Source organism: Sodalis glossinidius str. 'morsitans', assembly GCF_000010085.1.
GTDB lineage: Bacteria > Pseudomonadota > Gammaproteobacteria > Enterobacterales > Enterobacteriaceae > Sodalis > Sodalis glossinidius.
Map to the genome: position 1 here is coordinate 159,611 of NC_007712.1, position 23,954 is coordinate 183,564.

A 23,954-nucleotide genomic window follows, 5' to 3' on the forward strand; every position below is an offset into this window, starting at 1 on the left:
TTATTCCTTCCGGTAATAAAGCGCTTCAAACCCGCCAGCGTTAAGCGGCAGGCCATCGGCCCAATGTGGGGTAGTTGCCAGTAGGGTGCTTAGCGCGTCATGCGTGTAGTCATCGGTATCCGGCGCTTCGCAGACCACCTCATCGTGTACCGTTAAAACAATCTCGTAGCCGTGCTCTTCAATCACGGGCATGGCTGCTGCCAGCACGTCACGCGTGGCTGCTTGGGTGAGATTTTCCGCAATTTTTCCGGAATATGTTTTGAGCCGGTCCCATTTGTGCTTGTACGGGTCCATGCCCATGTAGGTCACTTCCCCTCTCCCGGGTAACAGACGACCCGGCCCGAGGGCAGGGCGATGCGCAGCCACGCACCGTCGCGCCGGATTTTGACGCGCCGACAAGGCAGCGTGCACCCGGGTGTTCAATGGTGTGCCGTACCCCGTCCTCCAGTGTCCGCCAGAACGAGATGGTCTTTGGATGCGCGTCCCGCCACAGGCGTTTTATCGAATTACAGGCAACAAACACGCGCTCTGTCAGCCCGTAGGTTTTCTTCCGCTTTACGGACTCGGCGTACCAGTTTCCGGCCTCGCGGATAATTGTCGCCGGTATGGAGGGCAGGGCCACATCGGCCAGCGCATCGAGGTCAAGGCCGTAGGCGAGGGCAAAGGTCACGAAGGCTGCCACGCCGCCGCCATACCCCAATCCGAGCTCCATCACCTTACCGACTTGCCTTTGCGCTTTGGTCATTTCGCTTGGGTCGATGTGGAACGCCTTGGCGTAGGCCAGCTTGTACAGGTCATCGCCGATACCAGCGTCATAATCGCGGAATGCCTGCAGCTTCCATTCCTCGCCCGCCAGCCACGCCAGCATCCGGCCTTCGATATTGCTCAGGTCGGATACTACTAGCTTCTTACCTTCGGGCGTGCGGATGCAGGCGCGTAGTGCAGAACTGGTGAGCGGCATAACGTCGAACGCCAAATCTGCCACGCCCTTTTTCAGCGCCTTTATCCCCAGGTCAATCTCTGCCTGTGACATGGATGGCCGAGGGAGGTTGTCGGGCTGAAAAAGCCGCCCCGCCCAGCTCCCGGTACGTGAGGCACCACAAAACTGCTTGGTGCCGCGTAAACGGCCATCGCGGCTGACGGATTCGACCAATTTCTCGTACTTACTGGTGCTGGTTGTACAGGATTGGAGACGGACGATCAGCCGTTCGCGCAACGCTATCGGCAGATCGGGGTCGTTGATACGCCGCTTAAGTGTACTTTTCTGCATATCCGGCAGGGTAATGCCGAAGGCGTTAACGATATGGTTGATGATTATCCTTGAGAGTTAAATCCTTATATAACAAATCATTAGCCTCTACATTGAAAAATTTTGCAATGTTTTGGACCACTGCCAACCGAGGACTTTTGACTTCACCATTCAGCATCCGATGCAATGTAGGCTGAGGCATCCCTATTCGCCGTGATAATTCAGCAACACTTTTTACTTGCTTATTAGACATTAAGCTATTGATATTTCTTTTTAATTTTTCTGTCCCTAAGTTCATCTGTATGTCTCCAAATATAAATATATTCTTTTACGCATATTATAATCGGCTAAAAATAAAATTTTCGCATTTTTATTTCATATACGAATTGTTATTTTTTATGCGTTTTATAAATATTTTGAGAGTTGACATGATGGATAAAAAAACACTACAAGAAGTAGTTAGGTCTCTACTGGAGCTTGGATTCACCCAAAAAGACCTAGAAAAAGACACGGGGTAAAACAACCTTCAATAAGTCGGATACTGACGGGCAAGAATGCTGACCCTAGAATATCGACAGTGCGTGCTTTGGAGCAGTTTTACCTAACACAAATAGCAACCTCTACCATCACCAAGGCCAAATGACCCATGGCGATTCGCTACACACAGGGGCGAAACGCTAAGGATAATCAGCCACGCGACAGGAGCGCCACGGACTTCACTGCGTTTGAGAAGTCCGTGCGCAAAAGCTGCGTGCGTATCGGCGTTAAATCCATTGACACCAAAGGCATTAGAGAATAAAAAGCGGAACTTGCCCTACCTTTGGTGCACGTTCAAGCCGGGGATGCCGCGACGGCGCTGTGATACCAGTGCGGGTGACCTGTATGTGCTGCCGCTAGACCTTGACGGCATCAGCGAAGAGGGCTGGCAGAGCGTCAAGTCGGCGATATCGGACTATCGGGGCTTTTCCTACACCACTGCCAGCCACAAGCACCCGGCGGTGAATGGCGAAAGCCGTATCCGCATTGTGCTCGAACCGAGCCGCCCGATTACGGCGGCGGAAAAGCCTAGAGTGTTGCAGCAGCTGCAGGCGCACATCATGCACGTTGTCATGCTGAACTACGATGGTCCGGTTCGCTGGGATGACAGCGTTTACGGTTCGGCGCAAATCATCTATCTGCCTGATGAGAACGCCGAATTTGAGAGCTTCAACGGGCGACCGGTTGATGTTGACACGTTGCTGGCTGAGGCAGCGAAAGGGGAAGAGTGCGATCGCCTGCCGGCATCCGATACCAATTCCGTTGACGATTTAGAGCGCCTTGTGCAGCTGGACAATGTTAACGATGAGACGTTCGACGATATCCGCTCCGCCCTGTGGCACCTCGATGTTATCGCGGACGCTGAGGGTAGTTGCGGGCGCTATTTGGCATGGATTGCGATGGGGAACCGGCTGGCGTGGTTCAAAGGTACCGAGTACGAAGAGCGGGTGCGCGAACTGTGGATCGAATGGTCCGCCGCCGCCAAGTGGGATAACGACGCACTAAAAGCCGATCGTACTGGTTATCAGGCCATCTTTAAGCGCACGGGCGATGCTGGCTGGATAAACCCCGGCTCTGAGCGCATGAAGCATCCCGTGGCGGTGGTGGAGGATTTTGAGGACCTGGGCGCGGTTGAGGCGGCGAATAAAACGCCGTGGCCAGCCTTTGTGCGCAAAGACAAGACCGGCGTCATTAAAAACACCATCGATAACGTCAGCAAGGCTGTTGCGCGGCCTGATTTCTGCGGCGTGCAAGTCTGCTTCGACCAGTTCCGCGATGAAATTATGCTGGCCGAGGAGGGCGATAACCAATGGGTGCCCATTACCGGCCCCGATTTTAGCAGACTGCGTATCACTCTGGAACGGCGGCAGTTTGACCCGGTGAGTAAAGAGCTCAGCGGGATGCAGTGTTGCTGGTTGCCGATGAGAACCCGTTCGATAGCGCCATCGAGTGGTTGAACGGAGTGGATTGGGACGGTGTGCCACGCGTGAAAACTTTCTTCGAGACGTATTTTGACGTCGAGCCGTCGGAATATACCTCTGCGGTATCGCTTTACGCCTGGACAGCCTTGGCGGGCAGGGTGTTATCGCCCGGCTGCAAGGCGGATATGGTCCCCGTTCTGGTGGGTGAACAGGGCTGCGGTAAATCCACCGGCATTGCGGCGTTGTGCCCAAATACCGTGAATTCGCCACACAGTTCTCGCGCCGTCTGGTGATGTTCGGCACTACCAATCAGGAAGAGTTTCTGGCCGACGAAACCGGCAATCGGCGTTGGTTACCGCTGCGCGTTGGTAAGATGCGTTTAGACGACATCAAACGCGATGTGATGCAGCTATGGGCCGAGGGTACAGAGCTCTACAGGACATTGGGCGGTGTGCAGTTCCGGGCGGGATGCTGAGCGACTGGCGAGCGGCGTACACGAACAGTACATGATTAAGGATGCCTGGTTTGAAATCGTCGAAAGCTGGTTGGATGAACCCGACGCACTAACAGGTGAGCGTCCACGTGCTCGCGAGTTTTTACGGGCAAGTGATGTCTTGCAGGACGCCATCGGATTATCGCCGCGCAACATTGGCAAGCGGGAAGAGAACCGCATTAGTGGTGTGCTAAAGAAACTAGGGTACATCAATAATCGCTCTAGGGTAAATGGGAAGAAGGTAAGGGTTTTTGAGCGGGTTGGCCGACCTGCGCCGACCTAACCTCGAGGGGATCGGCCCACCTGAGAAGGGGCTTAAGCGGTGGTGAGGGCAAAATTTAGGGCTGTGTCAGTGAATAAGCAATCTATATTAATGAGACATGATTTTGGTCATGACAATTAGAACTAATGAGTTTAACGCATACTTTACGGGGGCGACGATGAGACCACGAGGGCGGCTTACAGCGAGCGACATTCCGCTTATCCGGGCGCTGCTGGACTCCGGTATGCCGGTGGCAGAGGCGGCACGAAAATTCGAGGTTCGCAAGCAGAATATTTACAGCATTAAGAACAACAAGAGCTGAAGGGCGGTGGAATGAACATTGAGTGGGTGCGGGGTCGTGTCAGAGATGCGTTGGCAGATTTTCGCAACGTCAGGAACGGGCAGTTGGGCAATCTGGCGGAGCGGACGCGGGTAGAGATGTCACAATCGTAATCCGCCGCGCTTCTTGAGCTATGCGAACGGGCGCACGTTCCGGGTGCCATCGTCGCCGGTAAAAGCGAAGCAAACGCGGGTAAAGGGCAAATCCGCTATTCTGATGCTGGAGTACGATTATTCTCTCGTGCCCTGACGTCGTGCCATCGGCGGCCTCGATGAGCCTCTACAGGCGTGGATACGGTATTGCTACGGTGATTACCGGTATCATGCTGTAACAACTCAAGGTAGTGCCTTACGTGTGGCAGAAGTTCATTGAGCAGCAACCGGGGCGTATTTTTGGCAAGGTGAAGCAGCGCCTACAAGAGCTGACGTTACTTGCTGTGCGGTTGGTGGAACGTGAAATCGGTGGTTGTCCGAAGCGCTATACCTATGCTGAACTGGCGAATATGGTGGGTGTGACAGTTGACAATTGGCGAAAATGGTATCAAGGGTTTTGGAGGGAAATTCTGGAGTTGTGCACTGAGATCTATAGCTTCTCATTGCAACAACTGATGAAGAGAAAATCTGATAATTAGCGTTCTCAAAATAAGCATTTGCAAAATTCCGGTTCTCGCCTATAATTTGAGTATAAATCTATATGATGTCTAAATTGTAGCTAAAGCTCTGATGCATCAAATCCTGCTTCTCAGAGCCTCAATTCTCTCTGGTGGTTGGGGCTTTTCCATTTATGGCCTTCTGGCGGGGCGATATTGTTTCCGCGGTTCGCAACACGCAAACACACCGAAAACTGTCAAAAAGGCGTCTTTTACCGGCAAAAGGCTGCCAAACGGACTTTGCCGTTTTGTTAACAAAACGGCAACATGAAAACTGGCCATTTTCGCCGGGCCAAAGGCCCCTTTTTGACAGGTTTTACGTGTTTGCACGATGAGTGGTAATACGACGGTGCAGGAAGACCTATTATGTTAAATACGACCCGAAATCGGGAAATATTAGTTCAGTAAGTATCGCTCATACAGAAATACTGTTTTTATATACAGCATATGAGTGGTATAATCGTACTCCCGAAAGCGAAGACGTTAACAACCAGAGAGTTATATCATGTATCTGATTGATTACAATTCATACCGTGCTGTAAAAAGCTTTAACCGTCGCGTACGTTTCCTAGTAATGCACTATACCGCGGTCAATTTTAAAGGCTCAATCACCGTGCTTACCGGCAATTCGGTCAGCGCGCATTACCTTGTCCCCGACCCGTCGGATAAAACCTACACCGACGCAGGGTTCAAGGATATGCGGGTATTTAACCTGGTGGATGAAAACGATAGGGCTTGGCATGCTGGGGCAAGTGACTGGGCGGGACGTAGCAATCTCAATGATACTGCCATCGGCATTGAAACGGTTAATTTGGCGACTGACAACCATGGCGAATTTGTTTTTCCTCCTTTCCATCTGCAGCAGATAGACGCCATCATTGAGTTGTCGAAAAACATCGTGCAACGCTACCCGGATATCACTCCGGTTAATATTGTCGGACATTCAGACATTGCACCGGGTCGAAAAAGCGATCCGGGCGCTGCTTTCCCCTGGAAAGAGCTTTACCAGGCGGGCATTGGTGCATGGCCGGATGCAGATACCGTTGAGAAATACACGGTTAAGTTCATCTCACAGGGGGTACCTGAACGTAGCGCCATTATCAATCTACTGAATAAATACGGCTATTCTGTCAAAGCTGCCAATACAGCGGACGGTTTTAAGCAATTAATCAGGGCATTCCAGCTGCATTTCCGCCAAGAAAATTATGATGGCGTTCTGGATACGGAAACTGCGGCGATACTAGCTGCGTTATGCGAAAAGTACAAAAACATTAAAAGCTAACATTCGATTAGTAAACACTTTAAGGCTACGCTCCGGCGTGGCCTTTTTGCTTTCTGGAATTTACAGAAGGGGCGAACATGCTATCCACTATCTGTGCAAATTCGTCCATCACGCCTTCCATTTGCCCTTTGCACGGTCATACGGTGCTGAATCCGCTAGCAGGAAGTATCGCCAGTGTTCGTAACCGGTCTGTGGACTTTGACAGCAAGCCCTCGTGCTAGTCATTTGTTAAGCGTACGGTGCTCTCGGTTTTTCGGCACATAGCCAGTGTGTTTCAGGGTATTCCTCGTAGGTTGGCCTCGCTGGTCAGATGTCGAACAGCGCTCCGCTCGTTGGATATCAGCACTACCGGCTTGACGACGAAAAAGCCCCAAGCGGCGGGCATACTGCGCTATCTCGACCATCTGGTTAAAGAGACGGATATCGGTTGGGCTGAAGTTAATCACGATAATCCTGAGCGCCTGTGTGACCAGGTTGCCCGGCGCAACTTTAACCGCACAGTGCTGACGGCAGAGCTTGAAAGCCAGTCGTTTAATGCCTGTACCCGGATGCTAGCGCATCTGGAAGGGGGATACGGCCAACACCTTCGGGGTGTACTGGACTTCGCTGCCGAGCAGGTAGGGCAGACGGAGGAAGATCCGGTGAAAGTCTCTACCGCTTACAAGTACCCCACCCTCATTGAGGACATCATCATCGCCTTGCACGAACGGCTGGGGCGCTACGATGTACTGGTTGACCCTGGCGCCTATATCCAGCGGCATAGTGAGCTGACTTCCAAGGACATCAAGGCGTTATCCTCTGTTGGCATTGGCGCCGACTTGTTGACAGCGAATGCCTGATTAATTGATCATTATTTTATGATTAACTTAATGATATTAAGTTATGTATTGTTTAGGTAGTCATTCCACTGGTGTGATGGTGAAAACTAAATGATAATTATTCCATTAAGGTGCCCCATCTAAATTTAGTCGCTGGCATCCTTGCTGAAATTTAGATGGGGGCTTGCTTCGACCATTCCTTTGGTATGAAGCCAGATTAAGATACCGCAAAATGAAATGGGTATCACCTCACCTTTTGTATAGATGTTTCACCCTCCGAAATAAAATACTTTAGGCTGCGCTCCGACGTGGCCTTTTTTCTGACCGATAACCACCCCGGACGAGGTGGCGTAATAACCCCGATAACCCCAATGGAAAAACTTACTACCGGCTCTGCCTACAGCTGGGCCCTTGTCACGTGCCTGCTGGGGGCGTTCTCGCTCATTGATTACCGGTATCGCCTTTACGCTGGTGACCTTCCTGCTGAACTGGATTTACCGGCATAAGGAATACCGTTTTAGAAGGGACTGGTCAGTCGGCGGGCAGTAGAGCGCGAGCTTTGCTCGGGATCCCTGTGATTCATGAATTCAACCATTTTAAATGTATCTATTTTTATATGAGAAGGGAGTTACAATAATGAAACCAATTAATGTTGATTTTTTCGTAGGAAAATTTCTTAGAGACTATGGTTTGAAAAATAGCGACCTTTATCCATTAAAACTAGCTGAGTTTGATGGAAACATTTTAAAACTTGAAACATATGAAGAACTAGGTGGGGAGTTGGTTATAAACCTTAGTGATTCCTTTTTTGAAGAAAAGCTAAAAATAAAAGTGAAAAACGCTAAAGGAGAAGCTTCCTCAGGTGGTTCAAAACTCATAAACAATGAGTACGTTGATATCAGTGCCGGGGGGCCAACTCCTAGCGTTGTGGTCATTTCAGTGCCCCTAAACGGACGCTTTGAAATGTCGGGTTTTAGTATTGTTCCTCGTTAAAAATATCAAATGTAAATTAAATGCGCTGGAAGTTCTTCACGCTTGCCGCAATGCTGCTCACATGACAGCTCTCTCTATAGTGGTTAGAATTCAGAGCCTCGACATCACCCGCCTAAAGCAGGCTAATCAATCGATGGTCGCCGAGCGTGACGCCGCCCGCGCACAGTTTACCCACTATGAACAGGCGGTAGCGCTGTTCAACCAGATAGCCGGAGCAACACAGGATGCACATCAGCACGCGGTGCAAGACTTCCAGCCGCGCATTATCCAGATACGTGAGGCCCTTACGCCTGAGCGCTGTGCTCGTCTGCCTGTGCCTACCAGTGTTGTTAACCGGCTGCGGGCGTACGCAGACCAGATACCTGCCCATCCCGCCCGCGCTGATACCGGCCACACTGCTCGATGATTGTCCAGCGCCAGTTATCCCGGAGCGCATGATCTGGGGCGGCAGCGTGATACTCAACGAGAAGCTGCTGCTGGCATTGGAGATGTGCAATCAGGATAAAGCGGCGCTGAGGCAGATTGAGGCAATGCGAAAATGACCGAACCCCGCATCTACGGCTCGCGTTGGGATAAAGCCCGTCGTGCCTTTCTGGCCCGCCATCCGCTGTGCATGATGTGCCAGCAGCAGGGTAAGACGGTGGCGGCGACCGTGGTTGACCATATCACCCCGCACAAGCTGAAGGCGGCGTTGCAGTCGGGTAATACTGTGGCTATAGCGCAGGTACAGGGATTGTTCTGGGAGCGGCGCAACTGGCAGCCGTTATGTACGCTGCACCATAACGCCACCAAGCAACGCATGGAGAAGCGCGGCGGGGGAATGGGGTGTGACCTTCAGGGCATGCCTTTATAGAGAAATAAATACTGGTCGCGATAAGGTTTATTTTAATAATAAATTGTGCGCTTGAAAATTTATTTGTTAGTTTCATTTGATGATGAAATTAAATAATAAATTTTCTGCATCAGTTTCAAATAAAATAACGGCAGGAGGAGGGATGAAATTTCAAATGAATTAAGCGAATTAACCGCCCGTCAACTTTTATTTTAACGCTAACTAGATTTTTTATAGGTTATTCAGGTAGAGAGTAATGGCAAATAAACGCACGCGCTCAGACAGCGCCACGGCGGCCATTCAGGCCATGAACAATGCGTGTGAGACAAGGAGGCCGATTTAGCCGATCCGCTGGCGTGGCGGGCCGCTAACCCGGCGCTGGGCACCTTTCGTTCCCTCAAGGGCATGCAGCGTTTAGCGGAAATGACTGCCCGGATGCCCAGTGCGGAAAACACCTTCCGTAACCTCAACCTGAACCAGCGGGTCTCTACCGTCTCGCCCTTTATCTCCCGCGCTCGGTATGGGATACCTGCGGCGAAGCCGTGGAGCCTATCACCGGGCGCTGGAGTGTTTTGCCATTTTTCTGGACTCCTGAGAAAACGCTGCATGATCGGGCGAAGAAAGACAGGGTGCCGTATGACGTCTGGGCGCGTCAAGAGCTGCTTAATACCCCCCCGGTGCCAGTGTGGACTACGACGTGGTGGCGCGGGATATCGCGGCGATCCTCGGGGATTATGACGTGGACGCCATTGCTTTTGACCGCTGGCGTATTGAGATTTTTTGCAAAGCTGCCCAGGACATCGGGCTGACTCTGCCCCTGAAAGAATTTGGTCAGTGCTTTAAGGATATGGCCCCGGCTATTGATCGCCTGGAATCCCTGTTGCTGAACGGGCAACTGCGCCACGGCACGCACCCGGTACTGACCATGTGTGCCGCTAATGCGGTGATCAATAAGGATGCAGCCGGTAACCGCAAGCTGGACAAGGCCAAGGCCACCGGGCGCATTGATGGCATGGTGGCGATGGCAGTCGGTGCCTTGAACGGTGAAATGGCGGCCTCTGGCGGCGATTTCGAGGATCTTCTTTCGCGACTCCTGAGCATGTAATGACTGAAAAAAATTACAGTATCGATTTGCGCACCCATAACGGGCTGTGGGCACGGCTGGCGTCCTGGTTTGTTGGCGGACGGTTGGTAACCCCGGAGCAGGGCTCGCAAACCGGCCCGGTCTCTGCCAGTGGCTCGTTGGGCGATTCGCCTGTCACCGATGAGCGCATTCTGCAAATTTCTACCGTCTGGCGCTGCGTCAGTCTGATTTCCACCCTGACAGCCTGCCGCTGGACGTTTTCGAGACTGACCGCACGGATAATCGCACCAAGGTCGGACTGGATAATCCGCTGGCGCGGTTGCTACGTTATTCACCTAATCCGTATATGACTGCCCAGGAGTTTCGTGAGGCGATGACCCTGCAGCTCTGTTTTTACGGCAACGCTTATGCGCTGATTGAGCGCAACCGTGCCGGAGACGTGGTCAGCCTTATCCCGCTGCTGTCGGCGAATATGGATGTGCTGCTGGAAGGCAGACAGATTATCTACAAATACCAGCGTGACCATGAATTTGCGCGCTTCAGGCAGCATGAAATTTTCCATCTGAAAGGCTTAGGCTTTAACGGTCTGGTTGGCCTCTCTCCCATTGCCCATGCCGCGAAATCTGGCGGCGTGGCGGTGGAGGAGGAGCAACGAGAATTTTACGCCAACGGTTGCAAGTCGCCCAAAATCCTCTCGGTCGGCGATCATATGTTGAGTGCCGAGCAGCGTGACCAGGTTGAAGCCAACTTCCGTGAAATCGCCGGTGGTCCGGTGAAAAAGCGTTTGTGGATTTTGGAGTCTAACTTTTCGGCACACGACATTGGCGTCAGTCCACAGGATGCAGAGACGATGGCGGCGCGCAAATTTCAGGTCAGTGAATTGTCGCGTTTCTTTGGCGTCCCGCCGCATCTGGTGGGTGATGTGGAAAAGTCTACATCGTGGGGTACCGGTATTGAGCAACAGAACCTGGGCTTCCTGCAATACACCCTGCAACCCTACATCACCCGCTGGGAACATTGTATCCAGCGCTGGCTGGTCAGGCCCGCTGACGTGGGGCGACTGCATGCCGAGCATAACCTTGATGGCTTGCTGAGTGGGGACTCGGCTTCACGGGCCACCTTTATGAAGCAATGGGGACGCGGGGTTACTCACCATCAATGAAATGCGGCGGCTGGATAATTACCCGCCGTTACCCGGCGGCGATGTCGCCACGCGGCAATCGCAAAACGTTCCACTGGATGAATTAGGTCATGCACCCCGCGAACACGGGGTGTTGCGTTAATGACGATCTGATTAAGGTGCAGGAAGAGTTAAAAGCCGCCGGGACCCGTCTGTTTGACCTTGAGCAAAAAGGCGGGCCAGGGGCCGATAACCCGACGGTGCAAAAAGGCTTCGCTGAACGGGCAGCGGAAGAGCTTACCCAGTCCTGGAACGGCAGCAAGGGTCACTTTGAGGCGAAAACCTTCAATAAATCCCTGGGCAGTGATGCGGCATCCGCCGGAACACTGATCCAGCCGATGCAGGTGCCGGGGATTGTGATGCCGGGATTGCGGCGTCTGGTGATACGCGATCTGCTGGCACAGGGTCGCATTTCCAGTAATTCTTTGGAATATGTGAAGGAAAAGCTTTTTACCAACAGTGCGGCACCGGTCTAGGCGGATGCCCGGTGCAGTATATCGAGCGTTCGCGCCTGTACGACAGCCTGGAGGACGGCAAGTGATACCGTCGGGTACGTAATTATCTGATTTGCCACCCGGAAATCGCCTCATGATGACTGTGAAGGCTGAGGGGCTGGCAATGCTTGGGCAACAAGTTTGAGGCGCTGGGCCGTGATATGTCGACAAAAATCCTGCGTCAGGCAGGGCGGGCGGCGTTGACGCCGGTTCAGGCCGATATGCGTCAGCATGCCGGTTTTGACGCTGAGAGTCACGACGTCCATATGCGCGACAGTATCACCATACGCAGCACTACCGGCGGGCGGGCGCAGGTCACGTTACGGGTTGGCCCCGAAAAAAAACACCGCATGAAAGCGCTGGCGCAGGAATGGGGTACCGTGAAGCAAGTCGCCCATCCCTTTATTCGCCCGGCGCTGGAATACCAGACATCCCACGTTTTACGCCTGCTGGCGGCGGAAATCCGTCGCGGCATTGAGAATCGGTAGCCAGAGCTAATGCCACCTAAAGAGAGAGTAACCTATGTCAATGTCGGGCGATTGGCGCGACCGGTCAAACCGGCGGCTATATCGACTGTACAACATTGATTGATACCAACAAGCAGTTTATCTCCGATTTACCGGAAGGTCCGGAAAAATCCTTGGTGTTTATCGATAATCCCGAAGATGCGGACTTCTCTGCATTTTTGACGGCGGTGCAAAACCGGGAAACCGTGCAGTTTTACATTGAATTGCCGAATAAACGAACGGCTACCATGATATTGGCGTTATCGGGCTGGGAGATGAATGAAATCAGCGCCCCGGCCAATGAAGCCATTCAGATCACCGTTAAAGGTAAGCAAAACACACTGACCTGGGGAACAAAGACAACGCCCCCATCTAGCGGTGGTGGTGGTAAAGGCACAGGTGGTGCAGGAGATGGCGTATGAAGCAGACTGTTTACACCGACAACCTGAAAATGTCGTTGCTCAAACCGCTGAACACGGCGCAGGAATGTGAATTGTTAGGCGGGCGCTATTTTATCTGTCGTCTGTCCGCGCTGGCGTTACTTGAGCAGGAAGAAAAAGCGACGCAGGCATTTGATGCGGGGGATATGCGTCAGGCGTCGTTGCTGAACGTGCAGATGCTGCTGGATTGCCTGTGTGATCCGGACGGACAGCCGATACCCCCGGAGGCCCTGCCAAGTGCAGACGCGCTGATGGCGGCCCACGATAACGGCACACTGCTGGATGCCATTGCCACCGTCAAACGCCATGCTATGGGATCACTGGAGGACGCGCAAAAAAACTGACCGACTCGCCCTGGCTTTATTTTCTGTTTCAACTGGCAGAGCGCCTGGGCGAGGCAGACATTCGCAAACTGGCGGCGCTACCCGCCGCTCAGCTCCTCCACTGGCAGGCGTATTTGCTGATGCAGGCAGCGCCGCGTGACCCCCTACCTGTAAACAGGACTTTCCCCCGGCGCAGCCAGCCGTCTCAAACGTTGAGGCGCAATGTGCTTCCGTGATGCGAGCGTTAGGATAACGATGGCAGATATTGCTTCTTTGGCCGTAGGCCTGTACCTGAACAATGCGTTTACGCCCCAGCTGACGGCGGTTTATCGTCAGGCGGGCGATCAGTCGCGTCGCTTTAGTCGCAATGTGCAGCAGGAGACCCAAAAAGCCGAAGTGGCCTACCAGCGCCTGGCGTCCGCTATTGGCGGCGTGGCCTCGCGACTGGCCGGGCTGGCGGGCGTGGGGCTGTCCCTGGGTGCCGTTATCCACACTTCACGGCAATACAGTCAGGCCTTGTCGGATTTGTCAGCAATAACCGGGGCGACCGGCGAGGCGTTAAAAAAACTGGATGCGGCAGCGCAGCAGATGGGGCGCACCACCGAGTACAGCGCCAGCCAGGCCGCCGAGGCGTTAAAGCTGATGGTGTCCGCCAAACCGGCGCTGTTAAACACCGCTGATGGTCTGACAAACGCCACCCACAGTGCGCTGATTCTGGCGCAGGCGTCCGGCACCACCTTACCGGAGGCGATCCGGATGCTGGCGTTATCGCTGAACCAGTTTGGTGCCAGCGCCGAGCAGGCCGACCGCTATATCAACGTGCTGGTGGCTGGGGCGAAGTACGGCTCCTCGGAAATTGCCCAGACCAGTGAGGCTATCAGAAACGGCGGTGTGGCGGCGGCGCAAGCGGGTGTGGGGTTTGAGCAGCTGAATGCGGCCATTCAGGTGCTGGCCGAGCGTGAAGTCAAGGGCGGACAGGCGGGCACGGCGCTACGAAACGTTATTCTGACGCTTGAAAAAGGCACCGATAAAACGCTGAAACCCTCGGTGGTCGGGCTGGTTGGCGCACTGGATACGCTAGCGAAGAAAAAGCTTTCCACAGCACAGGCGGTCAAGCTGTTTGGGGTGGAGAACATCAATGCCGCCTCCATTCTGGTGGATAATCGCGACAAGCTGGAGGCGCTGACCCATGCGCTGACCGGTACCCAAACCGCGTATGAACAGTCGGCCATTCGCGTGAATAACCTCAATGGTGATCTGATGGGACTCACCAGCGCGTTTGAAGGGCTGGTTAGCCAGGTGGGCCAGTCGGGGAACGGGCCGTTACGCACCGGGATATAAAATATCACCCACGCCACTAATGCTTTGGCGGATAATTTCACCACCGTGGCATCGGTGGCGCTCTATACCCTGATCCCGGTGCTGACCACCCGGCTTACCGCAGGCTTGCGGGAACGCCGGTTGGGTCGCACAACAACAGGCGGCCAAAGCCGCCGCGGCACAACAGGGCGAGACTGCTCGTGCCACGCAGGCGCAGGCATCAAGACAGCTGGCACAGGAGCAGGCGCGTTATCTGGCGGCCCAGACGGCGGTAAACCGGGCGAACGGCATCCAGCTAAGCTATCAGCGTGAGCATATCGCGTTAAGTCGCACGATACGCGAGGCCCGTCTTGCTAAGGTGCGGGCCACCGAGCAGTTAGCGGCAGCCAACGCACGATTGTCGGTCTCGGCGGCGGTGTCCGTGGCGCGCGGGGCGCGCGCTCTCTGGTGGGCGGCCATACTGGCGGGCTCCGCCTTGCTCTATTTTCATCAAAAGGCCAAAGACGCCCGTGAGTCAGCGATTGGGCTGAAAGAGGCGGTGACGGAGACCACCGAGGCGCTGATGGCGCTGTCGTCAAAACAGCTGGTGTCAAGGTGCTGGATTTGTCGGCGCAGTATCAAAACCAAATCACCCAACGTAACCAGCTGATGAAGGCGGTGCAGGATTACGACAGTCGTCTGGAAGGCCTGAATGCCTTTGATCCTTTCGGCCAGCGTTCAGAGGTGGAGGCGGATAAAAAACGCGCCCTGGCAGATTGGGAAGCCGTCAATAAAGGGGCACAAACCGTTAAGGCTTCGCTGGACAATGCGCACCAGGCGCTTGCACATCTGAAAGCAGGGGCATACGGCCCTGTCAAGCCGAAACAGGCCACACCGCCGGAAACGGTAAAAACGCCCTGGTCCGGTCTGGACAGCCCCACGGCAAAATCGGGTCAAAAACTGGCCTTGAATCAGTATCAGCAGTTGCGCCAGGAGATTGAACAAGCTCACGCCGGTAGTTTACAGCGCCTTGCCCTGCAAGAGCAGGCGGCGCAGTCACGGTTGCTGGCGAGCGCCAAGGCCACCGGGGTGGCACAGTCTGATCTCCAGCGTGTGCAGGGAATGCAGGCAGAGAATTATCAGCGGCAGCGCCAACAGCTGGCTGAGCGCTATTCCCCGGTCAAAACGCAGCTACGCCACGAGCGGGACGCCAGCCGCGAGTTGAATGCGTTGTGGGCGGCGCGCTTGCTGAGCGAGCAGGACTAACACATGGCTCGCCATCAACTGACCTATACCCGTACGCAGGCGCTAGCGAAAGCACAGGCCGAGTCTGCCGCTGCCCCTCGCCTTAGCCTTGCCGGTGAGATTGACCCGGTAGTGGCGCTGCAAAATCAGTTGGTCCGGCAACAAAGTCTTCTGGATGCGTACTATGCCAACGGCAGCCTGAGTAAAACCCAGTACGAAGCGCTGATGCAAAAAACCGCTCAGGATTCGGCGGACGCGCAATATCAGGCCGCATTAGCCCTGTATGGCGGCCAAAGCCGGTTGCACAAGCTGTCGCTGTCACTGGCGGAGACCCTGCGCGAAAGGACAACCAATATGTTGACCGGGGCCCGCTCTTTCAAGGAGAGTCTGTCGGGGCTGTTTGCCTCACTGGCGCAATCGGTCATTAAAAATCTGGTGGATACGGCGGCGCAGGCGCTGATCACCAAAACACTTTTCTCCTCGTTTATGGGCGGTTTTGGCGGTGGCGGGCGTTCTGCGGCCAATGCGTTCAGCAGTGGAGCCTATAACGGGCTGAGCCTGAACGCTAAAGGCGGTGTCTACGCCTCCCGGAGTCTGAGCGCCTTTAGCGGGCAGGTGGTCAGTCAACCGACGCTGTTTGCGTTTTCCCACGGCGCCGGGCTGATGGGGGAATCCGGCCCGGAAGCCATTATGCCACTCAAGCGTGGACCCGACGGTAGTCTGGGTGTGCAGGCCGTGGACGGCGGCGGACGCGGTGGCGATGTGATTGTGAATATGGGGGGCTTTGTTTTCACTACCGATGAACGCAGTGACAGCGCGGCCGGGGCGGGGGATGGATGTTAATGGCATCGCGAACCAATTAAAGCCACTCATTATCAATGTGGTCAATGAACAGGCGGGCAGACAGGGATCTCCCCTCTGGTATGCCATTAAGGGACGGTAAAAATGGACACATTTAGCTGGCCTGTCAGGGTAAACAGCAGTGAACAGCTGAAAGTGGCGACGATTGAAGCGCAATTCGGCGAGGGTTATAAGCAGGTGAGCAGTAAAGGCATTCATGATATCAGCGAAAGCTGGTTACTGAGTTGTAACGGCGATCGGGCGTCGCTGCTGGCCGTTCGGCGTTTTCTGATAAACCATGTAACCAGTGCCTTCTGGTGGGTTAACCCCTGGGGGGAGAAAAAACGTTATCGCGTCAAGTCTGATGCGATCCGGACGCGATTTCTTCACGGCGCTCTGGTGGAAATCGGTTTTACTTTCGGGGAGGCGTTTTCGACATGAGTCTGACACAGGATTTACAGTCGCTTGAGCCGGGATCGCTGGTTCAGCTGGTCGAAGTTGACGGCACGGCATTTGGTATGGATAGGGTGCTGCGCTTTCATGCCCATAATATCAATGTTGACGGCTGGGCCTCCTTTGCTGGGGAAAATCTGCCTTCTATCCGCTGGCAGGGCAACGAGTACGATCCGCACCCTTACACCGTGACCGGACTGGCATCAACTAGTACCGGGTCGCAGCCACAGCCTGGGCTGTCGGTGGGCAACATCGGCAACCATGTTACCACGCTGTGTCTGGCCTATGACGACCTGGTGCAGGCCAAGGTAAAAATCCATACCACGCTGGCGAAATACCTGGACGCGGCCAACTGGCAGGAGGGGAACCCGCTTGCTGACAACACACAGGAGCGGGTGCAGCTGTTTTACGTCAACGCCAAGGTGTCAGAGACCCCGGAGCAGATGGATTTTGAGCTGTGCACCCCCTTCGACATCCAAAACCTTCAGCTCCCGACGCGCCAGATTTCGCCGGTCTGTATCTGGGCGATGCGCGGCTGGTATCGCTCCGGTAATGGCTGTGACTATCAGGGGATAAAATATTTCACCAAGGCCGGCGTACCAACCAATGACCCGTCCAAAGATGTTTGTGGCGGTCGACTGGCGGATTGTAAATCGCGTTTCGGCCCCGACCAGCCGTTATCATTTGGTGGTCAACCCAGCGCTAACCTCCAGGGACGGTAACATGGATGAGACACTGTTAGGCCCCATCCGCGAGCATGTGGTGCGGGAATACCCGAAAGAAGCGTGCGGGCTGATTGTTCAGACGGCTACAGGGGCGCACTACCTGCCGTGTCGCAATATCCACCCGTCTCCGACGGACCATTTTACGCTAGCCCCGGACGATTATGCGCAGGCGGCAGTGCAGGGCGATATCGTGATGATAGTGCATTCGCATCCCGATGTGGTGCGGCTCCTTCCCTCAAAGCTTGACCGGCTACAGTGCGATTATAGCGGGGTGGAATGGGCATTATGTCGTGGCCGGACGGAGATTTTTGCACCGAGGTAAGTATTAATTGTTCTTTCTTACCATTCAACGTTAAATGATGCATTATACATCATGCTACCACTCGCAGAATAAGCAGCTCCGGCTTTAATCGCCATATTTTTATTGATACGATATCCAGTCCCTATAGCTAGCGCCTGAGAAGAGCCGTACCCACCGATGCCTGCCGTAACATTGAATTTACCTACTCCGTAAGGCTGAAAAAGGCTGGTTAGTGCAGCAGATGCGGCTAATCCTCTGTCTATTTTAGCGTTGGTTTTGGATAATTGATTTTCAAGGTTTTTAATGCGTGAAGTATTTTTTTGAGCTATCGCATGCGCGGTAGTGGCGGTATTTTTCACACGGTTTAGTTGAGCAATATTGGCAGCGTCATTGCCTCTGACACCTTCAGCCACGCCGGTGATGGTTCTGTCACCCTGCTGACCACTCACAGAAATGGATGTCCCATTTTCATACTGACCAATGTGAATAACACCATTCGCGTCTTCAGTGATTTTTCTATCTATATTTTTCTTATCTCTTCTTTCTTGCGTTAATAATTTATTATGTTGTTTTTTTAATGCGATAAAATTTCTATGAGCCTGTTGCTGATATCCCTCAATTTGCACAAATGATTTTTTTGCTTTATCCTTGTATTCGATTGTTTGCGTCGCTAAATCTACAGCAGTATTTCGCGCGTGAAGGGTAGCATCACGATGCTGTCCTGCCTCGTTTGCGCTGACGCGAGCGGTTTCTTCGTGTTCAGCTGCTTTATGGGAAGATTTACTGGCAGCCATTTCCAAATTATTCGTCATATCCGCCATTTCTTTTGCGTCTTTTCTTGATTTTTCAATATGTGTTAATGCTCCTTCAGAAACTCTTTTATTTCCCTCAATTGATTGTGCATCATGTTCTGCTATATCTTTAAATTTTGCCACTTGAGCTGCACTGGAATGGGCGAATGATTCATGTTCAGCTGCATTTTGAGCAGAGATACTTGCGGCGCTTTCATGGCTTTGTGTTTTTTGCAATGCAGAGAAAGCATGTTCCTTGTGCTCTTGAGTTAAAGTAGAAAATTGACTTGCGTCCTGAGTATGTTTTTTGATGTCTTCAGTACTATCAGCGATAATTTGTGTATTCTTTTCCATATTTTCCATGAATTCTTTATTTTTAGATACATTTTCATCAAATCGTGAATTTAAGTTGGTTATTTTATTGTCTATTGCTTGTAACTGACCTATATTTGCAGCATCTGTTTTTTCAGTGCCTCCTGCAATATGAGTTATTTGTCTCAGTTGATAGTTATTACCTATAGATACTTCACCAGATGTCTGTCTATTAGCATTAGTAAAGAGTTCGGTTATAATTCCGGGCTGTCTCTCTGTCATAGATTCAGAGCCTAATGCGACAGAGCTTGGTGACAAAGAAAAACTATTGCTACCCAACGCGGTAGATTCTGTTGCTCTAGCGTGACTCGATGCACCTACTGCAAGGCCATAATTACCGCCAGTATAAGATAAAACGCCCATTGCAATAGAGCTTATTCCGTCGGAATAACTTGATCCCCCGATACTGATAGAATAATCAGCTGCTGCAATCGCAGAGTCACCCATGGCTATGGCGGGAGTGTCGCTATCTACTCGGCTTTGTATTCCCATAGCCATAGCACTACCGTTATTTCCAACGACAGTGCCATAGTTAGGTGCGTACGCATGTGTTTCTTGTTCTGGCTGTTTAATTTGTTGATTGTGATAAAGCTTTGCATGATGCCCTTTATCTTCTTCAGCAAGTACACAAGGAATATGAATTAAATACAGAGTTGCCACCATTGGCGGTAACATTTTTTTCATGTGTTTTATATTTCCATGGTTAAGGTTTGTTAAAAATTTATTCTGCTTTAAAAGCTGAGGCTAATTTATCCAGAAAAAAAACAAAAGAAAAGAAAAGGTTATAGATCGTTTCGATCGATTTTTTTATTTGTTTTTGTGTTTTTTGCATGTCAATTTTTTCTTTTGCTATTTATATTTTAAATTTTGTTTTATAATATATAGATAAAATTTTTTAATGCATATTCTGGCGTGCTATTAACCATGAGGTGTATAAGCTTGTTATGATCTGTGTTATTATATCTTTCATGGTTTTTGGGTATTTTATACCGGCCTGTCGAGGAGCGAAATTTAAAATAAACATGGTGCTTTAATTAAAAAAGAATATTTTTATTATCCGGTAATGTCTTCATCTTTCTTTAAGAGAGATGAAGACATGAAGGTTTTTGGTGGCTGATGAGCCACAGAGGGAGTTGAATGATTGCTTTTATGTCAAACTCGACGAGCCGAGATGGATGTCAGTGCCTCTGGGCGAACTGGCCGAGTTCGGATTTATGCCAGCGGGTCAGCGTATCGGTGAGCATGAAGGTGTTGCTCTGGCTGGTCTCGGCCTCACCGTTACTGAAATCACCCCCACATAAATAAATACCAATGTCATTATAAACCTATCTTGTTATCCGCATTTCCGGCACATCCAACAGTCTCCAGCAATTTCCCATTTGGCCCACGTGTTGGCGCTGTAAGCGATTTTCTTCTCTCTCCATCCTCAAACACTGAGTTGGCAGATAAAACGCACCTGATGGCTTACAGACGCTTTCAGGCATGCATCCATTCACCGATATCGATTTTAAGGCACCTGTTAGCTTGATAGAGACGCTTTGCCAATGTCTGACTCGATTACCCCTAGAATAGAAATCTTCTCACAATGGCGCACAGACGCTTTCAGGCATGGTCGCGTGAGCAGTGAAGTGATTGACGATGTCGGTTGACGTGCACCTTTCTATATTTTGAACTATGAAAATTTTGTAGTTCAACTTTTAAGCAGAAATCAGCTTCCACGACTCCACGGCAGTGGAACTTTGCAAAATCCGGAAAAAGCTGACGATGAGCACTACTTTCGAGTGTGATACAGGGTGTTGTGTGCAGATAATAGATTGAAATAGCTAGGATATTTTTGATTTGTGCAGCACGGCCAACCGCGTCGATTATTTCGACGCAGTTCATGGGGTATGTGCAGATAACCTATTGAATGTTAATGCCGATTGGAGATTTGTGCAGCCCCGGAGCATTAATCAATGCTTCGCTCAAACTTTGTGCGTTACTATTAAGTTACTCGCAAAATCAGCGAGACTAGAGGGGGCTTGTGCCCAGATAACATATTGAATACCAATGCCGATTTTTGCGCTCCCCGAATCCGGGGAGGTCAGAGCAACTAATTTCGTTGCTCTTGCATAATCCATTGATTTTATTTAATTACCCAAATTCGGGTAATCTGCCAACCCATTGATTTTGTTTAATTCCGTCGAAACGCCGGAATCGACTCTACGCTTTCGGGCAGGGGGTAGATGGCTCAATGTTGAGCCATGGTAAATAGCAATACGTTGCGGCAATCTGCCACTCTGAACACCCGGTGTCATGACGCATAGCACGGATTTCAAATTCGCCCTTGCCAGATACGCTCAGGGTTGAGCGTATCTTCTAGCGACTCGCAACTACAAAAATTTTGTAGTTCAAAAAGTAACCGTATCGGAATTTGCCGATTTGAAATCGGGAAATCCCGAAGCTCATTTCTGAGCATTGCTCGAAATTTGTGCGTTACCATCGGTAACTCGCAAACGCTAGGTAAACACCCAAAAACGAGTGCTTAGCCGTAGCGCAAATCTAATATACCATATATATCAATATCTTAGCTGCAAAAGCCCAGCCGACACACTCTGTGCACATGGCAAGAGGTAAACACCCCGAATCAAAATTTTGCTCAAATTATAAGCGATAGTGGAATCCCACCTTCGGTTACAATTTGAGCACCCCAAAACGGGCGAGCGCAAACTCCCCTCCGCTCAAGGGGCGCATTTCAAATTCCACCCTTGCCCGTATATGTAACCCATTGATTAAGCTTAATTCTATCGCTCGGCTAGAATTGCAAATTCTCACACCCTCTACTTTCCGCCGATTCTGGCAAAAACCCCGTAAGTCGTCCAGTGCAGTCTACAGCCGTTGATCTGCGTCTGGGGTATGACAAAATGTCACTGAGGCTATCCCGACGGGAAGAACCGGCGGTTTCGCCTTACCACCCTGCCTCACTTCATTCTCGAGGCGATTGCAATAAGGCGAACGTTTAATGAGCAAAAAAGCCAAGTCTATCCCACCTAATTTTTTCCTTCCTGAATACACACTTGAGCGTGCCGCCGAAGCGATGGCGCTACAAGATATCACGACCTGTTTGAGGAAATAAGCAATTTTCACTGTGAATTTATAGCGGCACCAGAAATGTTAGTTCGTCCTTACACTGAAAAAATAGCTAACGATGATTGGGTGGAGGCACATCCAGGTTATGAAATAGATCGCAAGGGTGATGTAGAAACTAACATCCACTACCTAGAATTCGAGCACAGTAAAAATAATCTTCGAGTACCTCCCCCCCCCCCGAGCTGCAGACTGTGGATAGTTTAATGCGTTTCGCCAGCGCATTATTGCTAAGCGCACGACAATTGCCATAACGCCGGACATTAGCGCTCAAGCGCTGCGCGCTGAAAAAGCCAAACTGTTCTGGTTCGCACCGCCGGTCAAGGAGGCCGGTATGCTGCGTATCAAGAAAAATATGGCTGCCTGCGCCTTTGGCGGCTATGACTTCGACGCCTGTACGCCGAGGGCGGTGCGCAAACTGACCGACCATTTACCACGCTATGCGGCCTTTTCCTATCAGACGGCCAGCCATACGCCTCAATCGCCGCGTATACGCCTCGTGGTGGCGTTTTCTCGACTGGTGCATCCCGATGCATCCGGCAGTGTGTGAAGCGTTTGAGGGCCTACTGATGGCTGATATCGGCTTCACGCTTGACAGTGTAGACGTGAGCAAGGCGACATGAACCAGCGGCGATGATTATCTCTTGCTGGACCGTAGCGTCTATGGCGCGCAGAGCTTCCTCTATTGCCCCGACAGCCGCGCCAGGGCCATGACCTTTGACGGTGCGCCAGTGGACGTTGACGCGCTCCCGCTGCGCGTTGCTGCGCTGGTCGCGAAGAGGATCGCTGAGACGAAGACGAGGCGCGCCAACTGTTTATTGACTGGTCGGCAACGGCCCAAGAGGCTTACGAGGAGGATTTGGAAGAAGTCGCCGCCAAACGCTGGGATGCATTAAAGGCCAGTACCACCAACTGCCGGGCAATCTTCAATGACGCTCAAGACCTCGGCTGGGTAAATCGCGGCGCTTACCACCTTCGCGCACAGTTGGTTGAAAAAAAGATGGCCGCCAGTCAAAGAGGCGCGTTGCTGGCAGAGTACTACGGCGATGTGCGGCTCAAGGCGTGCGGCGAGATGGTGCATCGCTATAATGGTCAGATATGGTAGCATCTGCCGGATGGCGAGTTGAAACGTCAGATGGCGCAGATATTTTGCGAGAACGAGGCGACATTCTCTCCTCGCGATATCACTAACGCCGTGGATACGATGAAATGGCAAATCCCGCTCATGGGTGAGGCCAGCCGCCACCTTGTCGGCTTTGCGAACGGTGTATACGACCTGAACGCCAAAACGTTCCGGGCGCACAAGGCCGAGGACTGGCTGACGACCCATAACGGTATTAGCTACACACCACCGTTGCCCGGCGAAACGCCGAAAGCGCATGCGCCGATAGCGAAGAGCGTAAAGCCGCTTGCATCAAGGCAGTGCTGTTTATGGTACTGGCAAACCGCTATGACTGGCAGCTTTTTTGGAGGTAACCGGCACCGGGGGGGGAGTGGAAAAAGCGTCTTTACCGGTATTGCAACGCTGCTGGCCGGGGAGCACAACGCGGAAAGCGGCAGCATGGCGGCATTGGATAGCGCCCGCGAGCGTGAACCGTTTGTTGGCAAGAGTCTAATCACCTTGCCCGACCAGGTGCGCTACGTCGGGGCGGGTGCAGGTATCAAGACGGTAACCGGGAGCGATAGTGTGCTGATTGACCCCAAGCACCTTAAGCCCTACAGCCTTGTGCTAAAAGCCGTGGTGATTATTATCGACAACGAGCCGATGAGCTTTTTACTGAACGGCAAGAGGGCATCGCCCGACGCCGTGTGATTTTTCCATTTAATCATTCGGTAAAGGAATCGCAGCAAGACCCGCTATTAATTAGAGAAAATCAGTGCGGAGGTACCGGTCATCGT

Annotated in this window: 24 protein-coding genes and 6 pseudogenes; 27 read left to right on the forward strand and 3 right to left on the reverse strand. The window is 52.1% G+C overall.

Features of this window, described 5'->3' with window-relative positions; genetic code table 11:
- Positions 1 to 1,315: pseudogene (locus SGP1_RS26155) on the reverse strand (DNA polymerase); the annotation flags it as partial.
- Positions 1,296 to 1,547, reverse strand: a complete 252-nt coding sequence (locus SGP1_RS26160) for a helix-turn-helix domain-containing protein (protein WP_148203320.1) — start codon at positions 1,545 to 1,547, stop codon at positions 1,296 to 1,298. The pseudogene SGP1_RS26155 and the gene SGP1_RS26160, both read right to left, overlap by 20 nt.
- Positions 1,548 to 2,892: 1,345 nt before the next feature.
- Here SGP1_RS26160 and SGP1_RS32305 point away from each other — a divergent pair.
- The 23 genes and pseudogenes from SGP1_RS32305 to SGP1_RS00910 form a co-directional block, all read left to right on the forward strand.
- A pseudogene (locus SGP1_RS32305) lies at positions 2,893 to 3,983 on the forward strand (VapE domain-containing protein); the annotation flags it as partial.
- Between the two features lie 157 nt (positions 3,984 to 4,140).
- Complete coding sequence (locus SGP1_RS30480; protein ID WP_158302298.1) at positions 4,141 to 4,284, forward strand: hypothetical protein; 144 nt, start codon at positions 4,141 to 4,143, stop codon at positions 4,282 to 4,284.
- Between the two features lie 11 nt (positions 4,285 to 4,295).
- Positions 4,296 to 4,415 carry a bacteriophage antitermination protein Q gene (locus SGP1_RS28875; RefSeq protein WP_148203321.1) on the forward strand — a complete coding sequence of 40 codons (120 nt, stop codon included), beginning with the start codon at positions 4,296 to 4,298 and terminating at the stop codon, positions 4,413 to 4,415.
- Positions 4,416 to 4,428: 13 nt separating this feature from the next.
- Positions 4,429 to 4,551: a bacteriophage antitermination protein Q gene (locus SGP1_RS28880; protein ID WP_148203322.1), complete on the forward strand. Its 123-nt coding sequence runs from the start codon at positions 4,429 to 4,431 to the stop codon at positions 4,549 to 4,551.
- Positions 4,552 to 4,654: 103 nt separating this feature from the next.
- A complete protein-coding gene (locus tag SGP1_RS26170) occupies positions 4,655 to 4,933 on the forward strand; it encodes a bacteriophage antitermination protein Q (protein ID WP_050747304.1) in 279 nt (92 codons plus the stop codon).
- Between the two features lie 523 nt (positions 4,934 to 5,456).
- Positions 5,457 to 6,233 carry an N-acetylmuramoyl-L-alanine amidase gene (locus SGP1_RS00835; protein WP_011409965.1) on the forward strand — a complete coding sequence of 259 codons (777 nt, stop codon included), beginning with the start codon at positions 5,457 to 5,459 and terminating at the stop codon, positions 6,231 to 6,233.
- Between the two features lie 332 nt (positions 6,234 to 6,565).
- Positions 6,566 to 7,072 carry a hypothetical protein gene (locus SGP1_RS00840; RefSeq protein ID WP_041866499.1) on the forward strand — a complete coding sequence of 169 codons (507 nt, stop codon included), beginning with the start codon at positions 6,566 to 6,568 and terminating at the stop codon, positions 7,070 to 7,072.
- A 350-nt stretch (positions 7,073 to 7,422) separates the two neighbouring features.
- Positions 7,423 to 7,557 carry a phage holin family protein gene (locus SGP1_RS26175; protein WP_243466327.1) on the forward strand — a complete coding sequence of 45 codons (135 nt, stop codon included), beginning with the start codon at positions 7,423 to 7,425 and terminating at the stop codon, positions 7,555 to 7,557.
- A complete protein-coding gene (locus SGP1_RS32310) occupies positions 7,523 to 7,600 on the forward strand; it encodes a phage holin family protein (RefSeq protein ID WP_243466321.1) in 78 nt (25 codons plus the stop codon). The genes SGP1_RS26175 and SGP1_RS32310 overlap by 35 nt, the downstream gene beginning before the upstream one ends.
- Before the next feature lie 87 nt (positions 7,601 to 7,687).
- Positions 7,688 to 8,044 carry a hypothetical protein gene (locus tag SGP1_RS00845; protein ID WP_041866500.1) on the forward strand — a complete coding sequence of 119 codons (357 nt, stop codon included), beginning with the start codon at positions 7,688 to 7,690 and terminating at the stop codon, positions 8,042 to 8,044.
- A 61-nt stretch (positions 8,045 to 8,105) separates the two neighbouring features.
- Positions 8,106 to 8,450, forward strand: coding sequence for a hypothetical protein (locus SGP1_RS00850; RefSeq protein WP_041866501.1), 345 nt, complete (start codon positions 8,106 to 8,108; stop codon positions 8,448 to 8,450).
- A complete protein-coding gene (lysC, locus tag SGP1_RS35950) occupies positions 8,368 to 8,586 on the forward strand; it encodes an Rz1-like lysis system protein LysC (RefSeq protein WP_041867054.1) in 219 nt (72 codons plus the stop codon). The genes SGP1_RS00850 and lysC overlap by 83 nt, the downstream gene beginning before the upstream one ends.
- Positions 8,583 to 8,897 carry an HNH endonuclease signature motif containing protein gene (locus tag SGP1_RS00860; protein ID WP_011409968.1) on the forward strand — a complete coding sequence of 105 codons (315 nt, stop codon included), beginning with the start codon at positions 8,583 to 8,585 and terminating at the stop codon, positions 8,895 to 8,897. The genes lysC and SGP1_RS00860 overlap by 4 nt, the downstream gene beginning before the upstream one ends.
- Positions 8,898 to 9,561: 664 nt before the next feature.
- Entirely contained in the window at positions 9,562 to 9,981 is a 420-nt protein-coding gene (locus SGP1_RS32315) for a terminase TerL endonuclease subunit (protein WP_050747305.1), read from the forward strand.
- A pseudogene (locus SGP1_RS00870) lies at positions 9,981 to 11,243 on the forward strand (phage portal protein). Before SGP1_RS32315 ends, SGP1_RS00870 begins: the two are co-directional and overlap by 1 nt.
- Positions 11,244 to 11,247: 4 nt before the next feature.
- A pseudogene (locus SGP1_RS00875) lies at positions 11,248 to 11,613 on the forward strand (phage major capsid protein); the annotation flags it as partial.
- Positions 11,614 to 11,795: 182 nt separating this feature from the next.
- Entirely contained in the window at positions 11,796 to 12,122 is a 327-nt protein-coding gene (locus tag SGP1_RS00880; RefSeq protein ID WP_148203323.1) for an HK97-gp10 family putative phage morphogenesis protein, read from the forward strand.
- 32 nt (positions 12,123 to 12,154) lie between these two features.
- Positions 12,155 to 12,562 (forward strand): annotated as a pseudogene (locus SGP1_RS00885) (phage tail protein); the annotation flags it as partial.
- Positions 12,559 to 12,924, forward strand: a complete 366-nt coding sequence (locus SGP1_RS00890; protein ID WP_011409970.1) for a hypothetical protein — start codon at positions 12,559 to 12,561, stop codon at positions 12,922 to 12,924. The pseudogene SGP1_RS00885 and the gene SGP1_RS00890, both read left to right, overlap by 4 nt.
- 234 nt (positions 12,925 to 13,158) lie before the next feature.
- A pseudogene (locus SGP1_RS35955) lies at positions 13,159 to 16,059 on the forward strand (phage tail tape measure protein); the annotation flags it as partial.
- 333 nt (positions 16,060 to 16,392) lie between these two features.
- Positions 16,393 to 16,728 carry a phage tail protein gene (locus SGP1_RS00900; RefSeq protein ID WP_041866505.1) on the forward strand — a complete coding sequence of 112 codons (336 nt, stop codon included), beginning with the start codon at positions 16,393 to 16,395 and terminating at the stop codon, positions 16,726 to 16,728.
- Entirely contained in the window at positions 16,725 to 17,462 is a 738-nt protein-coding gene (locus tag SGP1_RS00905; protein WP_011409971.1) for a phage minor tail protein L, read from the forward strand. Before SGP1_RS00900 ends, SGP1_RS00905 begins: the two co-directional genes overlap by 4 nt.
- Before the next feature lies 1 nt (position 17,463).
- Positions 17,464 to 17,787 (forward strand): C40 family peptidase, encoded by a 324-nt coding sequence (locus tag SGP1_RS00910; RefSeq protein ID WP_050747310.1) that lies wholly within the window; start codon positions 17,464 to 17,466, stop codon positions 17,785 to 17,787.
- Between the two features lie 17 nt (positions 17,788 to 17,804).
- Here SGP1_RS00910 and SGP1_RS30485 read toward each other — a convergent pair whose 3' ends face one another.
- Positions 17,805 to 19,613, reverse strand: a complete 1,809-nt coding sequence (locus SGP1_RS30485; RefSeq protein ID WP_158302299.1) for a YadA-like family protein — start codon at positions 19,611 to 19,613, stop codon at positions 17,805 to 17,807.
- A gap of 491 nt (positions 19,614 to 20,104) precedes the next feature.
- On the opposite strand from SGP1_RS30485, the gene SGP1_RS34840 reads away from it, so the two are divergent.
- From SGP1_RS34840 to SGP1_RS22990, 4 genes are all read left to right on the forward strand, one after another.
- A complete protein-coding gene (locus SGP1_RS34840) occupies positions 20,105 to 20,230 on the forward strand; it encodes a hypothetical protein (RefSeq protein WP_279379418.1) in 126 nt (41 codons plus the stop codon).
- Positions 20,231 to 22,389: 2,159 nt separating this feature from the next.
- Positions 22,390 to 22,605, forward strand: coding sequence for a hypothetical protein (locus SGP1_RS00925; protein WP_041866507.1), 216 nt, complete (start codon positions 22,390 to 22,392; stop codon positions 22,603 to 22,605).
- A gap of 309 nt (positions 22,606 to 22,914) precedes the next feature.
- Complete coding sequence (locus SGP1_RS22985; protein WP_050747312.1) at positions 22,915 to 23,160, forward strand: hypothetical protein; 246 nt, start codon at positions 22,915 to 22,917, stop codon at positions 23,158 to 23,160.
- An 18-nt stretch (positions 23,161 to 23,178) separates the two neighbouring features.
- Positions 23,179 to 23,868 (forward strand): DUF5906 domain-containing protein, encoded by a 690-nt coding sequence (locus SGP1_RS22990; RefSeq protein ID WP_050747313.1) that lies wholly within the window; start codon positions 23,179 to 23,181, stop codon positions 23,866 to 23,868.
- Positions 23,869 to 23,954 lie beyond the last annotated feature (86 nt).